Origin of the sequence: uncultured Sulfitobacter sp., from assembly GCF_964021855.1 — a bacterium.
GTDB lineage: Bacteria > Pseudomonadota > Alphaproteobacteria > Rhodobacterales > Rhodobacteraceae > Sulfitobacter.
In genome coordinates this window covers 541,296-556,384 of sequence record NZ_CAXHZD010000002.1, presented here as the reverse complement: position 1 = coordinate 556,384, position 15,089 = coordinate 541,296, and the positions used below count along the sequence as shown (strand labels likewise).

At 58.2% G+C, this 15,089-nt stretch carries 16 protein-coding genes and 1 other RNA gene; 6 read left to right on the top strand and 11 right to left on the bottom strand.

Annotated features, from left to right (window positions below; all coding sequences use genetic code 11):
* Window positions 1-4: 4 nt before the first annotated feature.
* Window positions 5-158, top strand: a non-coding RNA gene (gene ssrS, locus AADJ11_RS09020) — 6S RNA.
* 53 nt (window positions 159-211) lie between these two features.
* Here ssrS and nusB read toward each other — a convergent pair.
* The 5 genes from nusB to AADJ11_RS08995 all read right to left on the bottom strand — a co-directional run bounded on the left by nusB (window position 212) and on the right by AADJ11_RS08995 (window position 3,665).
* The gene (gene nusB, locus AADJ11_RS09015) at window positions 212-691 is read right to left on the bottom strand and encodes a transcription antitermination factor NusB (protein ID WP_093915775.1); all 480 of its coding nucleotides are present in this window, start codon (window positions 689-691) and stop codon (window positions 212-214) included.
* The gene (locus tag AADJ11_RS09010; RefSeq protein ID WP_341234186.1) at window positions 688-1,236 is read right to left on the bottom strand and encodes a 6,7-dimethyl-8-ribityllumazine synthase; all 549 of its coding nucleotides are present in this window, start codon (window positions 1,234-1,236) and stop codon (window positions 688-690) included. The genes nusB and AADJ11_RS09010 overlap by 4 nt, the downstream gene beginning before the upstream one ends.
* A gap of 5 nt (window positions 1,237-1,241) precedes the next feature.
* On the bottom strand, window positions 1,242-2,366 hold the full coding sequence (ribB, locus tag AADJ11_RS09005) for a 3,4-dihydroxy-2-butanone-4-phosphate synthase (RefSeq protein ID WP_341234185.1): 1,125 nt from the start codon (window positions 2,364-2,366) through the stop codon (window positions 1,242-1,244).
* A 139-nt stretch (window positions 2,367-2,505) separates the two neighbouring features.
* The gene (locus AADJ11_RS09000; protein WP_341234184.1) at window positions 2,506-3,081 is read right to left on the bottom strand and encodes a hypothetical protein; all 576 of its coding nucleotides are present in this window, start codon (window positions 3,079-3,081) and stop codon (window positions 2,506-2,508) included.
* Window positions 3,078-3,665: a riboflavin synthase gene (locus tag AADJ11_RS08995; protein WP_341234183.1), complete on the bottom strand. Its 588-nt coding sequence runs from the start codon at window positions 3,663-3,665 to the stop codon at window positions 3,078-3,080. The genes AADJ11_RS09000 and AADJ11_RS08995 overlap by 4 nt, the downstream gene beginning before the upstream one ends.
* Before the next feature lie 130 nt (window positions 3,666-3,795).
* On the opposite strand from AADJ11_RS08995, the gene AADJ11_RS08990 reads away from it, so the two are divergent.
* From AADJ11_RS08990 to AADJ11_RS08980, 3 genes are all read left to right on the top strand, one after another.
* A complete protein-coding gene (locus AADJ11_RS08990) occupies window positions 3,796-5,088 on the top strand; it encodes a capsular biosynthesis protein (protein ID WP_341234182.1) in 1,293 nt (430 codons plus the stop codon).
* 117 nt (window positions 5,089-5,205) lie between these two features.
* A complete protein-coding gene (locus AADJ11_RS08985; protein ID WP_341234181.1) occupies window positions 5,206-6,342 on the top strand; it encodes a polysaccharide biosynthesis/export family protein in 1,137 nt (378 codons plus the stop codon).
* Between the two features lie 8 nt (window positions 6,343-6,350).
* Window positions 6,351-8,387: a capsular polysaccharide biosynthesis protein gene (locus AADJ11_RS08980; protein ID WP_341234180.1), complete on the top strand. Its 2,037-nt coding sequence runs from the start codon at window positions 6,351-6,353 to the stop codon at window positions 8,385-8,387.
* 55 nt (window positions 8,388-8,442) lie between these two features.
* On the opposite strand, the gene ribD is transcribed toward AADJ11_RS08980, so the two are convergent.
* Window positions 8,443-9,546 carry a bifunctional diaminohydroxyphosphoribosylaminopyrimidine deaminase/5-amino-6-(5-phosphoribosylamino)uracil reductase RibD gene (gene ribD, locus AADJ11_RS08975; protein WP_341234179.1) on the bottom strand — a complete coding sequence of 368 codons (1,104 nt, stop codon included), beginning with the start codon at window positions 9,544-9,546 and terminating at the stop codon, window positions 8,443-8,445.
* Window positions 9,543-10,010 (bottom strand): transcriptional regulator NrdR, encoded by a 468-nt coding sequence (gene nrdR, locus AADJ11_RS08970; RefSeq protein WP_008225048.1) that lies wholly within the window; start codon window positions 10,008-10,010, stop codon window positions 9,543-9,545. Before nrdR ends, ribD begins: the two co-directional genes overlap by 4 nt.
* A gap of 194 nt (window positions 10,011-10,204) precedes the next feature.
* Between nrdR and AADJ11_RS08965 the strand changes: the two genes are divergently transcribed.
* Window positions 10,205-10,876: an SDR family oxidoreductase gene (locus tag AADJ11_RS08965; RefSeq protein WP_341234178.1), complete on the top strand. Its 672-nt coding sequence runs from the start codon at window positions 10,205-10,207 to the stop codon at window positions 10,874-10,876.
* A gap of 22 nt (window positions 10,877-10,898) precedes the next feature.
* On the opposite strand, the gene AADJ11_RS08960 is transcribed toward AADJ11_RS08965, so the two are convergent.
* The 3 genes from AADJ11_RS08960 to AADJ11_RS08950 are packed head-to-tail and all read right to left on the bottom strand — an operon-like array spanning window position 10,899 to window position 12,182.
* Window positions 10,899-11,315, bottom strand: coding sequence for a secondary thiamine-phosphate synthase enzyme YjbQ (locus tag AADJ11_RS08960; RefSeq protein WP_341234177.1), 417 nt, complete (start codon window positions 11,313-11,315; stop codon window positions 10,899-10,901).
* A 42-nt stretch (window positions 11,316-11,357) separates the two neighbouring features.
* Entirely contained in the window at window positions 11,358-11,756 is a 399-nt protein-coding gene (locus tag AADJ11_RS08955) for a hypothetical protein (RefSeq protein ID WP_341234176.1), read from the bottom strand.
* A gap of 15 nt (window positions 11,757-11,771) precedes the next feature.
* Window positions 11,772-12,182, bottom strand: a complete 411-nt coding sequence (locus AADJ11_RS08950) for a hypothetical protein (protein ID WP_341234175.1) — start codon at window positions 12,180-12,182, stop codon at window positions 11,772-11,774.
* Window positions 12,183-12,359: 177 nt separating this feature from the next.
* Here AADJ11_RS08950 and AADJ11_RS08945 point away from each other — a divergent pair, with 177 nt between their 5' ends.
* Complete coding sequence (locus AADJ11_RS08945; protein ID WP_341234174.1) at window positions 12,360-12,905, top strand: MOSC domain-containing protein; 546 nt, start codon at window positions 12,360-12,362, stop codon at window positions 12,903-12,905.
* A gap of 128 nt (window positions 12,906-13,033) precedes the next feature.
* Here the strand turns inward: AADJ11_RS08945 and rpoD are convergent, their stop codons facing one another.
* Entirely contained in the window at window positions 13,034-15,013 is a 1,980-nt protein-coding gene (gene rpoD, locus AADJ11_RS08940; RefSeq protein WP_341234173.1) for an RNA polymerase sigma factor RpoD, read from the bottom strand.
* Between the last annotated feature and the right edge of the window lie 76 nt (window positions 15,014-15,089).

Sequence of the window (15,089 nt, the reverse complement as noted above, 5' to 3'; positions counted from 1 at the left end):
TGTGACGGTTCTGCCCTGTTTGTAAAAGTTACATTCCAGTGGCCTTAAGCAAATCCGAGGGAGCTGGCTCTGTTCGAACCCTGGTTCTTTTACCTGGCGCCCACCTGTACATACAGGTCCTCGGGAATATACAACGGTACGGCAGTGGTGGTTCCGTCACACTTTGCAAGCGCGCTGAACGCGCGCCAGCACCAGATTTCATAAACTTGGATTAAAACGCTTCGGGACGCGCTTCGCGGGCCATGTGATCCAGAACCGCGTTTACGAATTTCGGCTCATCGCTGCCTTCAAAGAACGCGCGTGCCACGTCTACGTATTCGGTGATCACGACCTTTGGCGGCGTGTCCTGATCGCGCAGCTCAGCACCCGCGGCACGGAACAAGGCGCGCAATGTCGGGTCGATGCGCGCAATCGGCCATTTCGCAACCAAGGCGCGGTCGGTCATCTGGTCAATCGCGGCTTGATCGTTCACAGCCGTCTCAAGCACCTGAGAGAAATGGCGGATGTCGCCGTCGATCATTTCCTCGCCATCATAAGTCGCCCCGAACCGGTGGTTCAGGAACTCTACCTTCACGGTGTCATAGCTTTGCGATGAATGTTCCATCTGGAACAGCGCCTGCACCGCGTAAAGTCGCGAGGCTGATTTCATCTTGCGTTTTTGATTGCCCGAAAGGCCGGCGGTAGGTGTCATGCTGTCTTGGGTCCGTCATTGTCGCCCGCCATCAGATATTCATCCGAGCGGGGCTTGAAACCGATGTCTTTGCGAATTTCGCCCCACTTACGGGCGAGCGCGATCAGATGCAAGGCCGCAGCAGCAGCGCCGCCCCCCTTGTTTTGCCCGGCTGGATCAGCACGGACGGCTGCCTGCTCGTGATTTTCCACAGTCAGGATGCCATTGCCGATGCACAGCCCCTGCAAGCCCAGCAATTGCAGCGCGCGACTGCTGTCGTTGCACACGGTCTCGTAATGGGTTGTTTCCCCACGGATCACACAGCCAAGGGCGACATAACCGTCAAAGTTGCTTTTGCGGTCAGAGATGCCGATGGCGGTGGGAATTTCCAACGCGCCGGGCATTTCAACCACATCCCATTCAACGCCAGCAGCTTCCAATTCGGCCTTGGCCCCTTTGAGCAACCCATCCGCGATGTCGGAATAATAGGGCGATATCACGATCAAAACCTTAACGGGCTTGTCAAACTGCGGCGTGACCAATGTGGTGTGATTTGTAGCTACCATTGGGATTACTCCGTTGTGATGGGGCGTGTGCCCACGATGCTCAGGTCATAGGCGTCCAGACCCAGATAGCGCGTGTCGGGGTTGTCCGTCAGCAAAACCAGCTTGTGCAGGCCCAGCGTCGCCATGATCTGTGACCCCAGACCGGTGCGTTTGATGGTGCGGGGGCGCTCGTCTTCCTCGTCTTCGAACCGCAGGCGCGGATCGGGGTCGCGGAACAGCAGCACGGCACCGCGCCCCTCGTCGGCGATGATCTGCATCGCGCGGGGCAATTCGTCTGCTGGGCTTGGACCAAGGCCCAAGATATCCTCTAGCGCATTAATCGCGTGGGTGCGTACCAACACAGGCGCGTCCGTGGTCAGATCGCCCTTGGACAATACCACGTGATCGGTGCCGCTGATCTCGTCGGTAAAGATTTGCATCTTCCAGTCGCCGCCATAGGCCGATGTCACCATGCGGCTTGTGCGCTCAACCAGCAGGTTGTCGTGTTTGTGGCGGTAGGCGATCAAATCGCTGATGGTGCCCATCTTCATGTCGTGCTCTTTGCAGAACTCAACCAGATCCGGCAGCCGCGCCATGGTGCCGTCTTCCTTCATGATCTCGCAAATCACGCCCGACGGGTGCAGCCCCGCAAGCCGCGAGATATCAACCGCAGCCTCTGTATGGCCCGCGCGCACCAGCACACCGCCATCGCGTGCGCGCAGGGGGAACACATGCCCCGGTGTGGCGATATCCGCAGGGCCAATATCTTCGTCAATGGCCGCCTTCACGGTCAGCGCACGGTCGCCTGCAGAAATGCCGGTGGACACGCCCTCACGGGCCTCGATGGACACGGTAAATGCGGTCTCATGCCGGGCCGAGTTATTGACCGCCATCATCGGCAATCCCAGCTTATCAATCCGCGCTTCCGTCAGTGGCAAACAGATCAATCCGCGCCCGTGAGTGGCCATAAAGTTGATTGCAGCCGCATCGGCAAACTGCGCAGGGATCACCAAATCGCCCTCGTTTTCACGGTCTTCGTGATCGACCAGAATAAACATCCGGCCCTGACGGGCCTCTTCGATGATCTCATCAATAGGAGAGATGGCCGATGACAATTCAGTTTCAACCGGGCCGGGCGTTTCAAATTGCATGGGGCATTCCTCTTGTGTCGCGTGTTCTGGCACATAGCCCACCACACGCGACTTTGCTAGAGCAGGGGCACCAACGCCCCTGCTTCATTTTGCCAAATAAACTCAATTCCGCCGCGTCATCCGCGCGCAGGTGCTCGCGTTAGGCCCCTGCCCCGAAATAACGCCCTGCCTCAAGATACCCGGCAGCCTTGCTTGCGGCAGACCAGTCGCGTTCAATCGCGGTGTCGCCGATGATCAGCACTTGATCGCCGGCCAGCCTGCGGCCCTGCACCGCATCATTCAGATGATCGCGCATGTCGGACCAACTGTCGGTGAACTTCGGGGCCTGACCTGCAAAATCCAGCGCGGGGTTCGCGCCAGCAATCGTTGCAGGAACAAGCGGACGGTGCACCAGCGCCAGCTTTTGCGCCCCTTGAACGGTGTTCAACACATCGGCCTGACGTACCGGCATCTGCGGCGCATCTGCACGCACCACCCGCAGCGCATTGTTTGAAAACAGCAGCGCCAGAATATCACGCCCCGTGGCCTGACGGATTGCCGCATAAGCCTTGTAATCCAACCCCAGCTCGCGCGCCCGTTTGACGCGCATTTTCACGACCATCAGCGGGATCGTCTTTGGCATTGCCGCTTCGCGGGCCTTTTGCCATTGAAAGCTGCGCCATTTATGGCCGCTCTCCATGCTGGGGCCGTTGTTATGGCCGATCCCCGCGCTCATGACATTTCCGCCAGCCGCGCGACGTAACGCGCCAAGGTATCAATCTCGAGGTTGATGCGGTCGCCGATGGCCACATCGCCCCATGTCGTCACTTCTTTGGTATGGGGGATAAAGTTGATGCCAAAATCACAACCGTTCACCTCGTTCACCGTCAGGGAGGTACCGTTCAGCGCAACCGATCCTTTGGGCGCGATGAACCGCGCAAGGGCAAGCGGCGCGCGCAAGGTAACGCGGGTGCTGTCCCCGTCATCCTGCATCGCGATCACTTCGGCGACGCCATCAACATGGCCCGATACAATATGCCCGCCCAGTTCATCACCGACCTTCAGCGCCCGTTCCAAGTTCACCCGCCGCCCCAATTTCCAATCGCCAAGGTTGGTTTTCTCGACGGTTTCGGCGCTAATCTGGACCTCGTACCAATTGGGCCCCAGATCCACGACAGTCAGGCAAACGCCGTCGCTGGCGATGGACGCCCCCATATCGATCCGGCTTGTGTCATATCCGGTTTCAATGCGCGCACGCAGGTCCCCTTCTTGCGTAAGCGTTGCGATTTTTCCGACGTCTGTGATAATTCCTGTAAACATGCGCAGCCCTTTTTGTATCCTCTAAGGAGTTAGCCGCCCGCCCCGATCATGACAAGTCCGCGTCGCCGCCCCATTTTAGCCCCAATTGAATGAATATACCTGAGTTAATCAGTATGAACCGAAAGCCGAGATGAATTCCGCCCCCTCAGAACATAGGGTTTTCTTGTTTTTGCAAGGTCCCCATGGCCCCTTCTTTAACAGATTGGGAAAAATGCTCCGGCTTGCCGGGGCCGAGGTGTGGCGTGTGGGTTTTAATGCAGGCGACCGGGCATTCTGGTTTCATCCGGCCAGCTATATCCCGTTTCGGGGTAAGGCAGACGCCTGGAAAGACACCTTTGTTGGACTGCTCGCCGACAAAGGTGTCACTGATATTGTGCTATACGGCGACACGCGCCCTATCCACGCGCAGGCCGTGGCCGAGGCCAAAGCCCGCGGCCTGACCGTGCATGTGTTCGAGGAAGGCTATATGCGGCCTTACTGGGTCACCTATGAACGCGGCGGATCAAACGGCAATTCGCGGCTGATGGACATGACCATCGACCAGATGCAGGCGGCGCTGGCCAATTCCGATATGGAAGCCCCCTTGCCGCCCGGCCATTGGGGCGACATGCGCCAGCATGTGTTCTATGGCGCGCTCTATCACTGGTTTATTCTGGCGCGGAACGGCGACTATCGTAATTTCCGCCCCCACCGCAGCATTCCGGTCACCAAAGAGTTCAGCCTGTATATCAAGCGGCTGTTGCTGATGCCTGTGCTGGCCTTGGACCGGTTGATTGCGACAATGCGTATCCGGTTGGGCGGGTTCCCCTATCATCTGGCCCTGTTGCAGTTGGAACATGACAGTTCATTTCAGGAACATTCCAAATTCGATACAATGTCAGATTTTCTGCGTCTCGTGGTCGAAGGCTTTGCCAACGGCGCGCCGCGCCATCATCATCTGGTGGTCAAAGCACATCCGCTGGAAGACGGCCGCACGCCGGTGCGCGGCGATCTTAAACGCATCGCCCGCGAATTGGGCGTGTCAGACCGCGTGCATTACGTACGCGGCGGCAAGCTGGCGCAACTTCTGAACGATGCGCGCACGGGGGTGACTGTGAACTCCACCGCCGGCCAGCAAGTGCTTTGGCGGGGTATCCCCCTTAAGGTGTTTGGCCACGCCGTCTATGCCAAGCCCGAATTTGTATCCGATCAGCCGTTGCATGAATTCTTTGCAGGTGCTGCGCGTCCCGACAACAAGGCCTACAAGGACTACCGGCGCTATCTGTTGGAAACATCTCAGCTGCCTGGTGGGTTCTATGCCGCACGCGGCCGCACCCAGTTATTGCGCCAAGTGGTGGACATGATGCTGGCCGATCACGACCCTTACGACGCACTGGAACAGGGCACCGCGGCCCCTCGGCAACAGTTGCGCGCTGTAACTTAGGCCAATCCCTTCCAAACAGTAGCTTTTTGATCAGAACTGCGATAGGTTGTCCCAAATTACGTCGAAACAATCGGCGATCTTGAGGCAGAAATTTGAATAGGTCGAGGAGACCGGGCAGTGAAATCCGTATCTTTTCGGTGGGCACGTCCCATCGCAGTTCTTGCGGCAATCGCCGTGATATCTTCATGTGGCTTGCCGCAAGTTGGCCCTAATAAACGTCAAATATTTTCCGGTTCCGTGCAGCGCGAAGGCGACGCATTCATTGTCGAAGTCAATGATCGCGTGTCCCGTGCCACCGCCGTGACCCCCGCATTGGGTTTCAGCCAGGCCTTTATTAATGCAGGGCAAATCGGGTCGGACACGATCAATGCCGGTGATACGCTGGGCCTGACGATCTGGGAAAACGTCGATGACGGCCTGCTGGCAAGCCAAGCCAGCAACGCAACCATGCTCGAAGAGGTCCAAGTGGACGGCGCTGGCTTTATCTTTGTGCCCTATGCCGGGCGCATCAAAGCATCAGGCAATTCGCCCGAAGCAATCCGCCGCATCATCACCGAACGCCTGTCCGAACAGACACCTGATCCGCAGGTTCAAGTGCGCCGCATTGCGGGCGACGGGGCAACAGTATCCCTGATCGGTGCGGTGGGGGCGCAAGGCGTTTACGCCATTGAACGTCCAACTCGCACATTGTCGACCATGCTGGCACGCGCCGGCGGTGTCTCCATCACACCGGAAATCGCGCAGGTCACCGTTCTGCGTGGCGGCCAACGTGGCAAAATCTGGTTTGAAGACTTGTACGAGCACCCCGAACTGGACATCGCCCTGCGCGGCGGCGACCGCATCTTGGTCGAGGAAGACACACGGTCGTTCACCGCACTTGGTGCAACCGGGTCCCAACAACGGGTGCCGTTTGAATCGCAAAACCTGTCCGCGCTAGAAGGCATTGCGCAGGTTGGCGGCCTGAATGCACGCTCGGCCGATCCGACGGGCGTATTTGTGTTCCGTAATGAACCCCAAGAGGTCGCCGCACAGGTTCTGGGCCGCAGCGATCTGCAAGGCGCGCAACGCCTTATCTACGTGCTGAACCTGACCAAGCCCAACGGCATGTTCATGGCCCGCGACTTTGTGATCCGCGATGGCGACACGCTTTACGTTACCGAAGCGCCATTCACCCAGTGGAGCAAAGTCATCTCGTCGATCACTGGCCCTGCAGGCTCGCTCAACAGCTTGAGCAACCTTACCTCGAGCAACTGATCGCAAAAATGGCTTTAGGGCCTGAGATATACGACAGCCCCGCCGCCGGACCTCAACAGGACCGGCGGCTTTTTGTGTATAATGGCGGGTTTCTTCGGCAAAAACGCCTGCGCCGGGTTTTGCAGCTGTCAGGATATTCCATCCATCTTGGCCTGCCCCGCAAGGGCGATGCCGTTGCAATTTGGGGCAATTCCCCCACCGCACATCGCGGCCTTGCGGTTGCCGCCAAACGTGACGTGCCGGTTGTGCGCGTTGAGGACGCGCTGCTGCGCTCGTTGTTTCCCGGCCGCGCAGGGGAGCCGCCGCTGGGACTGCTGATCGACAGCAAAGCAGCGCATTTTGATCCGTCCCGCCCGTCCGATCTGGAAACCCTGCTGGCCACCCATCCGCTGGATGATACGGCCCTGCTGAACCGCGCACGCGGCTGCATCGCCCGCATGATCGAGGCGCAACTGACCAAATACAGCGGCTTTGACACAGACCTGCCCGCCCCAGACCCCGGCTATGTGCTGGTGATCGACCAGACCCGCGGCGATGCGTCCGTGACTGCCTCCGGTGCTGACCGGTCTCGGTTCTTGGAAATGCTGGTGTTTGCCCAGCAGGAAAACCCCGGCGCGCGCATTATCATCAAAACCCACCCCGAGACGGCCAAAGGATACCGCGCCGGGCATTTCGGCCCAGAAGACGCCAATGACCGGATCACGCTGCTCAGCGACCCCATCAGCCCGTGGGCCCTGTTTGAAGGGGCGGTGCGCGTCTATACCGTGTCGTCGCAAATGGGGTTCGAGGCGATCTTTGCCGGCCATAAACCCCGCGTCTTTGGCCAGCCGTTTTATGCAGGCTGGGGCCTGACGGATGACGAATTTCCGGTGCAACGCCGCCAACGTACTCTCACCCGCGCCCAGCTGTTTGCCGCGGCGATGATATTATATCCCACATGGTACGACCCGCACCGCGACCAGCTTTGCGATCTGGAAACCGCCATCGAAACATTGGCCGCACAAACCCGCGCGTGGCGCGAGGATCACAAGGGCTGGACCGCATCTGCCATGCGGCTGTGGAAACGCCGCCCCCTGCAACGGTTCTTTGGCGCGTGGTCACCGGTCATATTCAAAGATGACGCCGCGCGGGCACGCGAGGCCGGCAAGCCATGGATGGTGTGGGCTGGCAAAGCGGGCAGCGATCATGACGGCGCGATCCGGGTCGAAGACGGCTTCTTGCGCTCGCGCGGGTTGGGGGCCGATCTGGTACCGCCCCTGTCGTTGGTGTGTGATGATCTGGGCATTTACTATGATCCTCGCCAGCCCAGTCGGTTGGAAAAGTGGATCGAGACGCGGCAGAGCCTGCGCCCGGATCAACATCTGCGCGCCGAACGTTTGATCGCTGCGTTGCGTGCCAGCGGGTTGAGCAAATATAACCTTGGCAATGCTGCCGATCTAAAAGGGCTGACAAAAGGCCACCGCATATTGGTGCCCGGCCAAGTCGAGGATGACGCGTCGATCAAAACCGGTACGGACGCAGTATCGACCAATCTTGGGCTGTTGCAGGCGGTACGGGCGGCGCATCCGGATGCTGTGATCTTCTATAAACCGCATCCCGATGTCGAGGCTGGCCTGCGCAGCGGCGCTGTTGATGCGACTGATCTGGCGGATGTCGTGCTAAGCCATGCTGACCCCATCGCAGCACTTGCCCATGTTGATGAAGTTTGGACCATGACCTCGCTTTTAGGGTTCGAGGCGCTGGTGCGGGGGATCAAGGTCGTCACACTGGGCGCGCCGTTTTATGCGGGCTGGGGCCTAACGGACGACCGCGGGGACGTACCCGCCCGCCGCCGCGCCAAGGTGACATTAGAAGGCTTGGTTCACGCGAGTTTGATTGATTATCCGCGCTATTTTGATCCGCGCACAGGCAGCGCCTGCCCTGTTGAGATGGTCGTTGAGCGGTTGCGCGATGGCGATCTGCCGCATCCCGGTATGGCAAACCGTTTGCTGGCCAAGCTGCAGGGGGTCTTTGCCAGTAAAGCGCATTTGTGGCGCAAGGGGTAAGCGTTGGATTGGGGGCCAGCCCCCACACCCCCGGGATTTTGGACCATTTGGAATATTAGGTTTGAGTGCGGTCCCAGATGTGCAGCACGTCGGGGCCGATTGTTTGGGTCGAGTGGAGCGTAAAGCGTGGCGCGGAGGCGAGGCGGGTTATGCCAAGCGGGCCAATCGCAGGTACTCCGTCAGACCCGATCGTGACGCCGGCGGTAAAGCCCACGAGACGGTCGACCAGGCCAGCGTTTAGCAAGGTGGCCGCGAGCCCGCCGCCACCCTCGCAAAAGATCCGGGTCAGGCCATGGGTGCCTAGGTTTTGCAAAAGGTCATGCGGGTCGATTTGACCGGCATGGGTGGCGCAAGGGATCAGGGTTGCCCCGATGCCCTGCCACGCCTTGACCAGTTGCGGATCGGCGGTGCGCGCGTGGCACAGCAGCAGCGGAATTTCTGACGCCGTTTGCGCCAGTTTGCCGCCCAAGGGCAGATCGAGATGTTTGCTGATCACGATGCGCGCCGGTTGATGGGAGACGCCCAGATCTCGCACATTCAGGCTGGGATCATCTTTGCGCGCTGTGCCGCCGCCGACCATCACCGCATCATGACGCGCGCGCATGGCATGAACCAAGCGACGTGCCGGGGCTGCTGTGATCCATTGGCTGTCCCCTGTCGCAGTCGCGATGCGCCCGTCAAAGCTGCTGGCCAGTTTTAGCGTGACCATGGGGCGGCCTTGATCCACCTTTGAGAAAAAGCCGATGTGATCGGCGCGGGCCTGATCCTCGGACAGGCCGACCTCGACCGCGATACCTGCGTCTTGCAACATCGCAACCCCTTGGCCCCTTACACGCGGGTCGCTATCGGTGCAGGCAATGACCACGCGCGCGATCTGCGCATCAATCAAGGCCTGCGCGCAGGGGGGTGTTTTGCCGGTGTGTGCGCAAGGTTCAAGCGTGACATAGGCTGTTGCGCCTTTGGCTGCGCTGCCCGCTTGGCGCAAAGCTTCGGTTTCAGCGTGAGGACGCCCGCCGGGCTTGGTCCAGCCGCGCCCTATGACACGGGTGCCTTGCACGATGACACAGCCCACGGCGGGATTGGGCCAGACGGCCCCCTCCCCCCGTTTACCCAAAGACAGGGCAAGCGCCATAAACCGAGTGTCGTTTGCGGTTGTCACTCTTCTGGCGGAACGTCGGGGCGCAATTCCTGAACGAATTTATCGAAATCATCCGCCGCTTGGAAATTCTTGTAGACGCTTGCGAACCGCACATAGGCGACGGTGTCGATGCGGGCCAAGGCCTCCATCACGATCTCGCCGATTTGCTTGGACCCGATGTCGGTCTCGCCCATGCTTTCCAGACGCCGCACGATGCCTGAAATCATCTGGTCAATCCGTTCGGGATCAATCGGGCGTTTCTGCATCGAAATGCGGATGGAGCGTTCGAGCTTGTCACGGTCGAAGTCTTCGCGTTTGCCAGAGCTTTTGATGACAACAAGATCGCGCAACTGCACACGTTCATACGTTGTAAAACGGCCGCCACAGGCCGGGCAAAAACGGCGGCGGCGGATGGACACGTGATCCTCTGCCGGACGGCTGTCTTTGACTTGGGTATCTATATTTCCGCAAAACGGGCAGCGCATTGCCGTTCCCCTTTATTTTCTGATCCGCCTCAATAGTGGGGCTGTTCACCCTCTTGTCTAGAACTATAGGATACCCGCAGGGTTTTGGGTAGGGGCGAATTACATCGCTAAATGTTGTGTTTTGAAAAGTGGCATGAACCCAACAGCTGTCCCGTGCGTTGTCTCCGGAACGAAACAGAATTCAGGAGATCATCATGACCAAGACCCTATTTATTACAGGCGCATCCAGCGGCATCGGTGCCGCAACTGCCAAGGCGGCCGCAGCGGCCGGTTGGAACGTCGGATTGTTCGCGCGCAGCGAAGATAAGCTGAACGATCTGGTGGCAGAGATTGGCGCGCAAGCGATCGCCCTGCCCGGCGACGCCACATCTTACGAGGCGCAAAAGGATGCGCTGGACAAGCTGGCGGAAAAGTTCGGGCAAGTGGACGCCGTGTTTGCCAATGCCGGGCGCGGCACAGCGCAGGGCGGCACCGAAAAGGGCGATCCGGAGGATTGGAAATCCATGGTCGATCTGAACGTGATGGGCGCGCTTTATACCGCACATGCCGCCATGCCGCATCTGCGTAAAACGACCGGCCAATACGTCGTGACCGGTTCGGCGGCAGGGCGTCGCCATATCAAGGGATCGATCTATGGCGCGACCAAATTCTTTATCCACGGGTTTGCAGGCAATCTGGCGGATGAGATGGCCGAATGGGGTGGCCGTTGCATGGTGGTATCCCCCGGCATGGTGAACACCGCATTCTTTGACGAGGCCAAGCCAGACAAGCTGCAACCCGATGATGTCGCATCGGCTGTTATGCACGCGCTTGAGGCCCCGGCCCATGCTGCCGTGCGTGAAATCTATCTGATGCCAGTGGGTTAAACCCCTGATCTAAGAGGCTGGGCTAAGAGGCCGCAAAATGTGCCGCGACGCGCCTGACATGGGGTGCGTCGCGGTGTTCGAACAGATAGATACCCTGCCATGTGCCCAGCATCATCACCCCAGCTTGAACGGGGATAGACAGGCTGATGGGCAACATTGCCGCCTTGATATGGGCAGGCATATCATCTGGTCCCTCCAAGGTATGGGTAAGATACGACATCGACGGATCATCGCCGCGCGGGACGGCACGGCTAAAGAACGCTAGCAAGTCGCGCTGAACATCCGGATCGGCATTCTCTTGGATCAACAATGACGCAGAGGTGTGGCACACCATCAACGTCAGCAGCCCGTCAGACGAGGTATTCAGCCAGCGCGCTACGTCGGCCGTAAACTCGTACAGGCCCTGCCCGCGGGTCGAAATCTGAAACTCGGTAATCATCAGCGCAGCTTAGGCGCGCAATCTGGTACAGACAACCGCCGGTCAGCGGCTGGGCAGGTACAGATCAGGGCAAAACGACAACGCGTGCCCCACAGACAGCCGCGAGCCCTGTCGGTTAAGCGATGGACCAACGATGAACACGTTCACCGGCGTCAGCCCCTTAGGATCAAGCGTAAATGACACAGCGTTAGGTTGGCCAAACCCGCGAACCTGCGGCGCGCTGACATAGATGTCTTGGTCGCTGCGCGCACCAAGTTCATCACGGGCATAATCCGCAGCGGCACACCAAATACCGCGCGCACCATGGCCCGTGTCGCCTTCGATCCGGACGCCGTTTTCCAGTGGCGTGAACACGAGCCCACCGTTTGCCGGATACCCTTGGGCCGCCAAAGGGCCCGCCATCGCCGAGGCTATGACGACTGCTGCGATATTGCGTTTCATAACAGGCTCCATCCCTTACAGGTCTTTCAATTCGATAATGTAATCTTTGCAATACTGGATGCTATGCCCGATGGTCAGGCTAATGCTTTGCTGGTCGACACTGATGGAATACGATTTCCGTGGCGGGCTTGGCAGATCGTTGGGGTCGGTGGTGAAAACAACGCCGATACTGCCCGCGCCGCTGATCGACGGGCCGCGCGGGGTCTTGATATATATCCGCGTTGAATTGGTCATCCCGACCCGATCCTGTGCATAGCTTGCCGCAGCGCACCAAATACCACTCGGGCCTTCGCCTCTCGCCTCGATCACCTCAAAGCTTGATCCGCCAAGCGGAATAACATTCAAACGGTTGATCGTCTCATAGCTTTGCGCATGGGCCGCGAAGGGCACCGTGGCGCAGATTACGGCAGCAAGAATTGAACGCATTTGGACATCTCCTATTCAGCGGCTTTCCTTTTAAGATAGTGCCGCGATACAAATAACAAATCACAGCTCGGTGACTGGTGCCTTGCAGCTGTGGGCGGGCGGTTTGGGCCCTATTTGACATCCCTTGGTACGGCAGCGAATGTTCGTCTGTTCAGTTTGACATAGATCGGAGGCGCTTTGTTAACCGGAAAAGTCGTTGCCGTGGCAAAGGATAGTGTTCACCACTTTTCAAAAAAAGTGGTCTCTGAAATTCGCATTATCGACGGCCTGGGCGTCGAAGGTGATGCGCATCTAGGGGGAACTGTAAAACACCGCTCTCGTGTTGCGATTGATCCAGCGCAACCCAACCTTCGACAGGTCCATCTGATCCATTCAGAGCTGTTCGAGGAGGTCGGCGCAAAAGGGTTTAACGTGCATCCTGCTGATCTGGGCGAAAACATTACAACCGTCGGCATCGATCTACTGGCGCTGCCCCGAGGTACCATTTTGCGGCTTGGCGACGGGGTAGAGCTTGAAGTAACGGGCCTAAGAAACCCCTGCCAACAGATCAATGACTTTCAACCGGGGCTTCTGTCCGCCGTATTGTCAAAAGGTGAGCGGGGCGAAATTGTGCGAAAGTCCGGCATTATGGCGGTGGTTAAGGCTGGAGGGATGGTGAAGGCAGGGGATGTCATCCAGTCCGTTTACCCCAAAAAACCCTATCTGCCGCTTGAAAGGGTCTGATACGCGGGAGGTCAGCATGTGGCGGATATCCTCCGCCAAGGTTACAGCCCCAGTTCGCGGCCCGCCCTACAACGCAAAAGGGGCGAAGTAATGACCCCGCCCCTTACGCAAAATTCTGAAATGCAGTTTTACTGATCCAGGAACGACCGCAGCTTGCGCGACCGGCTGGGGTGCTTGAGCTTGCGCAGCGCCTTGGCTTCGATCTGGCGGATACGTTCGCGCGTCACGCTGAACTGCTGGCCAACTTCTTCCAAAGTGTGGTCGGTGTTCATACCGATACCAAAACGCATCCGCAGCACACGTTCTTCGCGTGGGGTAAGCGACGCCAAAACCCGCGTGGTGGTTTCCTTGAGGTTTTCCTGAATGGCACTGTCGAGCGGCAGCACGGCATTCTTGTCCTCGATGAAATCGCCCAACTGGCTGTCTTCTTCGTCGCCAATCGGTGTTTCCAGCGAAATCGGTTCCTTGGCGATTTTCATCACCTTGCGCACTTTTTCCAAAGGCATCTGCAGCTTTTCTGCCAATTCCTCGGGCGTTGGTTCGCGGCCGATCTCGTGCAACATCTGACGGCCTGTGCGGACCAGTTTGTTGATCGTTTCGATCATGTGCACAGGAATACGGATGGTGCGCGCCTGATCCGCGATGGACCGGGTGATTGCCTGACGGATCCACCACGTCGCATAGGTGCTGAATTTATAACCGCGACGGTATTCAAACTTATCAACGGCCTTCATCAGGCCGATGTTACCTTCTTGAATAAGATCAAGGAATTGCAGGCCGCGGTTGGTGTATTTCTTGGCGATCGAGATAACCAAACGCAGGTTCGCCTCGACCATTTCTTTCTTGGCCTGACGCGCTTCTTTTTCGCCCTTCTGAACCTGCTGCACGATGCGGCGGAATTCAGAGATATCAAGACCGACATATTGACCGACTTGGGCCATGTCAGCGCGCAATTCTTCTACTTTGTCGGACGAGCGTTCGATGAACATCTGCCAGCCGCGACCGGATTTCTCGGACATCCGCTCCATCCAGTTCGGATCAAGCTCGTAACCGCGATAGTTATCGACGAATTCCTTACGGTTAATCCGCGCTTGGTCGGCAAGTTTCACCATCGCACTATCGATCTGCATGATGCGACGGTTGATGCCGTAAAGCTGGTCAATCAACGCTTCGATACGGTTGTTGTGCAGGTGCAGTTCATTCACCAGCAAAACGATTTCCGACCGAACCTTCTGATACTCTTCCTCGTCTTTTTTCGAGAATGTGCCGTCTTCATTCAGGGTCGCAGAAATCCGGCTGTCCTGAATTTCGCTAAGACGAACATAATCGTCAGCGATGATATCCAACGCCTCAAGCACTTGTGGCTTAAGCGCGGCTTCCATCGCGGCCAGCGACATGTTGGCTTGTTCATCTTCATCGTCGTCATCGTCATTTGCAATCGGGTTTCCGTCTGCATCGACTTCGCTTGTTTCCTCGGCCGGCTTGGCCTCGGCTCCGGGAACGACGGGCACAACCGGCGTGGTTTCTTCCTCGCCCATCTGGGTGCCAAACGTCGCCTCAAGGTCGATCACATCGCGCAGCAAAATGTCTTCGGACAACAGTTCGTCGCGCCAGATTGTAATCGCTTGGAATGTCAGCGGGCTTTCACAAAGCCCCGCGATCATGGTGTTGCGCCCTGCCTCGATCCGCTTGGCGATGGCAATCTCGCCCTCGCGGCTTAGCAGTTCGACAGACCCCATTTCACGCAGATACATGCGCACAGGGTCATCGGTACGGTCCAGCTTTTCCGAGGTAGAGGCCGACAGCGTTACATCGCGGTTGCTGTCCGTGGTGGCAACATCCGTGCCGCCCTTGGCTTCTTCTTCCTCGGCGTCTTCGTCTTCGATGATGTTAATGCCCATTTCGGACAGCATCGACATCACATCTTCGATTTGTTCCGAGCTCACCTGCTCGGGCGGCAAAACCGTGTTCAGCTGATCATAGGTGATATAGCCTTTTTCACGGGCGTCACCGATCATCTTCTTGACGGCAGCTTGGCTCATGTCGAGCGAGTGGCCGGCATCCTGATCGTCAGACTTAGCGTCTTCATTAGTATCTTTGGCGGCCATTAAGCTTCCTCCAGCGAACATAAGCGAATCACACATAGTGATTCGAAATTTTCCGAATCATGCGGGGTTCTGGGCG

Excerpts from the sequence above, each read along its gene's own strand:
- rpoD (WP_341234173.1), bottom strand. The coding sequence starts at position 15,013 with ATGGCCGCCAAAGATACTAATGAAGACGCTAAGTCTGACGATCAGGAT.
- ribB (WP_341234185.1), bottom strand. The coding sequence starts at position 2,366 with ATGCAATTTGAAACGCCCGGCCCGGTTGAAACTGAATTGTCATCGGCC.
- AADJ11_RS08995 (WP_341234183.1), bottom strand. The coding sequence starts at position 3,665 with ATGTTTACAGGAATTATCACAGACGTCGGAAAAATCGCAACGCTTACG.
- AADJ11_RS08990 (WP_341234182.1), top strand. The coding sequence starts at position 3,796 with ATGAATTCCGCCCCCTCAGAACATAGGGTTTTCTTGTTTTTGCAAGGT.
- nusB (WP_093915775.1), bottom strand. The coding sequence starts at position 691 with ATGACACCTACCGCCGGCCTTTCGGGCAATCAAAAACGCAAGATGAAA.
- AADJ11_RS08950 (WP_341234175.1), bottom strand. The coding sequence starts at position 12,182 with ATGCGTTCAATTCTTGCTGCCGTAATCTGCGCCACGGTGCCCTTCGCG.
- nrdR (WP_008225048.1), bottom strand. The coding sequence starts at position 10,010 with ATGCGCTGCCCGTTTTGCGGAAATATAGATACCCAAGTCAAAGACAGC.
- AADJ11_RS08960 (WP_341234177.1), bottom strand. The coding sequence starts at position 11,315 with ATGATTACCGAGTTTCAGATTTCGACCCGCGGGCAGGGCCTGTACGAG.
- AADJ11_RS09000 (WP_341234184.1), bottom strand. The coding sequence starts at position 3,081 with ATGAGCGCGGGGATCGGCCATAACAACGGCCCCAGCATGGAGAGCGGC.
- AADJ11_RS09010 (WP_341234186.1), bottom strand. The coding sequence starts at position 1,236 with ATGGTAGCTACAAATCACACCACATTGGTCACGCCGCAGTTTGACAAG.
- AADJ11_RS08965 (WP_341234178.1), top strand. The coding sequence starts at position 10,205 with ATGACCAAGACCCTATTTATTACAGGCGCATCCAGCGGCATCGGTGCC.
- AADJ11_RS08955 (WP_341234176.1), bottom strand. The coding sequence starts at position 11,756 with ATGAAACGCAATATCGCAGCAGTCGTCATAGCCTCGGCGATGGCGGGC.
- AADJ11_RS08980 (WP_341234180.1), top strand. The coding sequence starts at position 6,351 with ATGGCTTTAGGGCCTGAGATATACGACAGCCCCGCCGCCGGACCTCAA.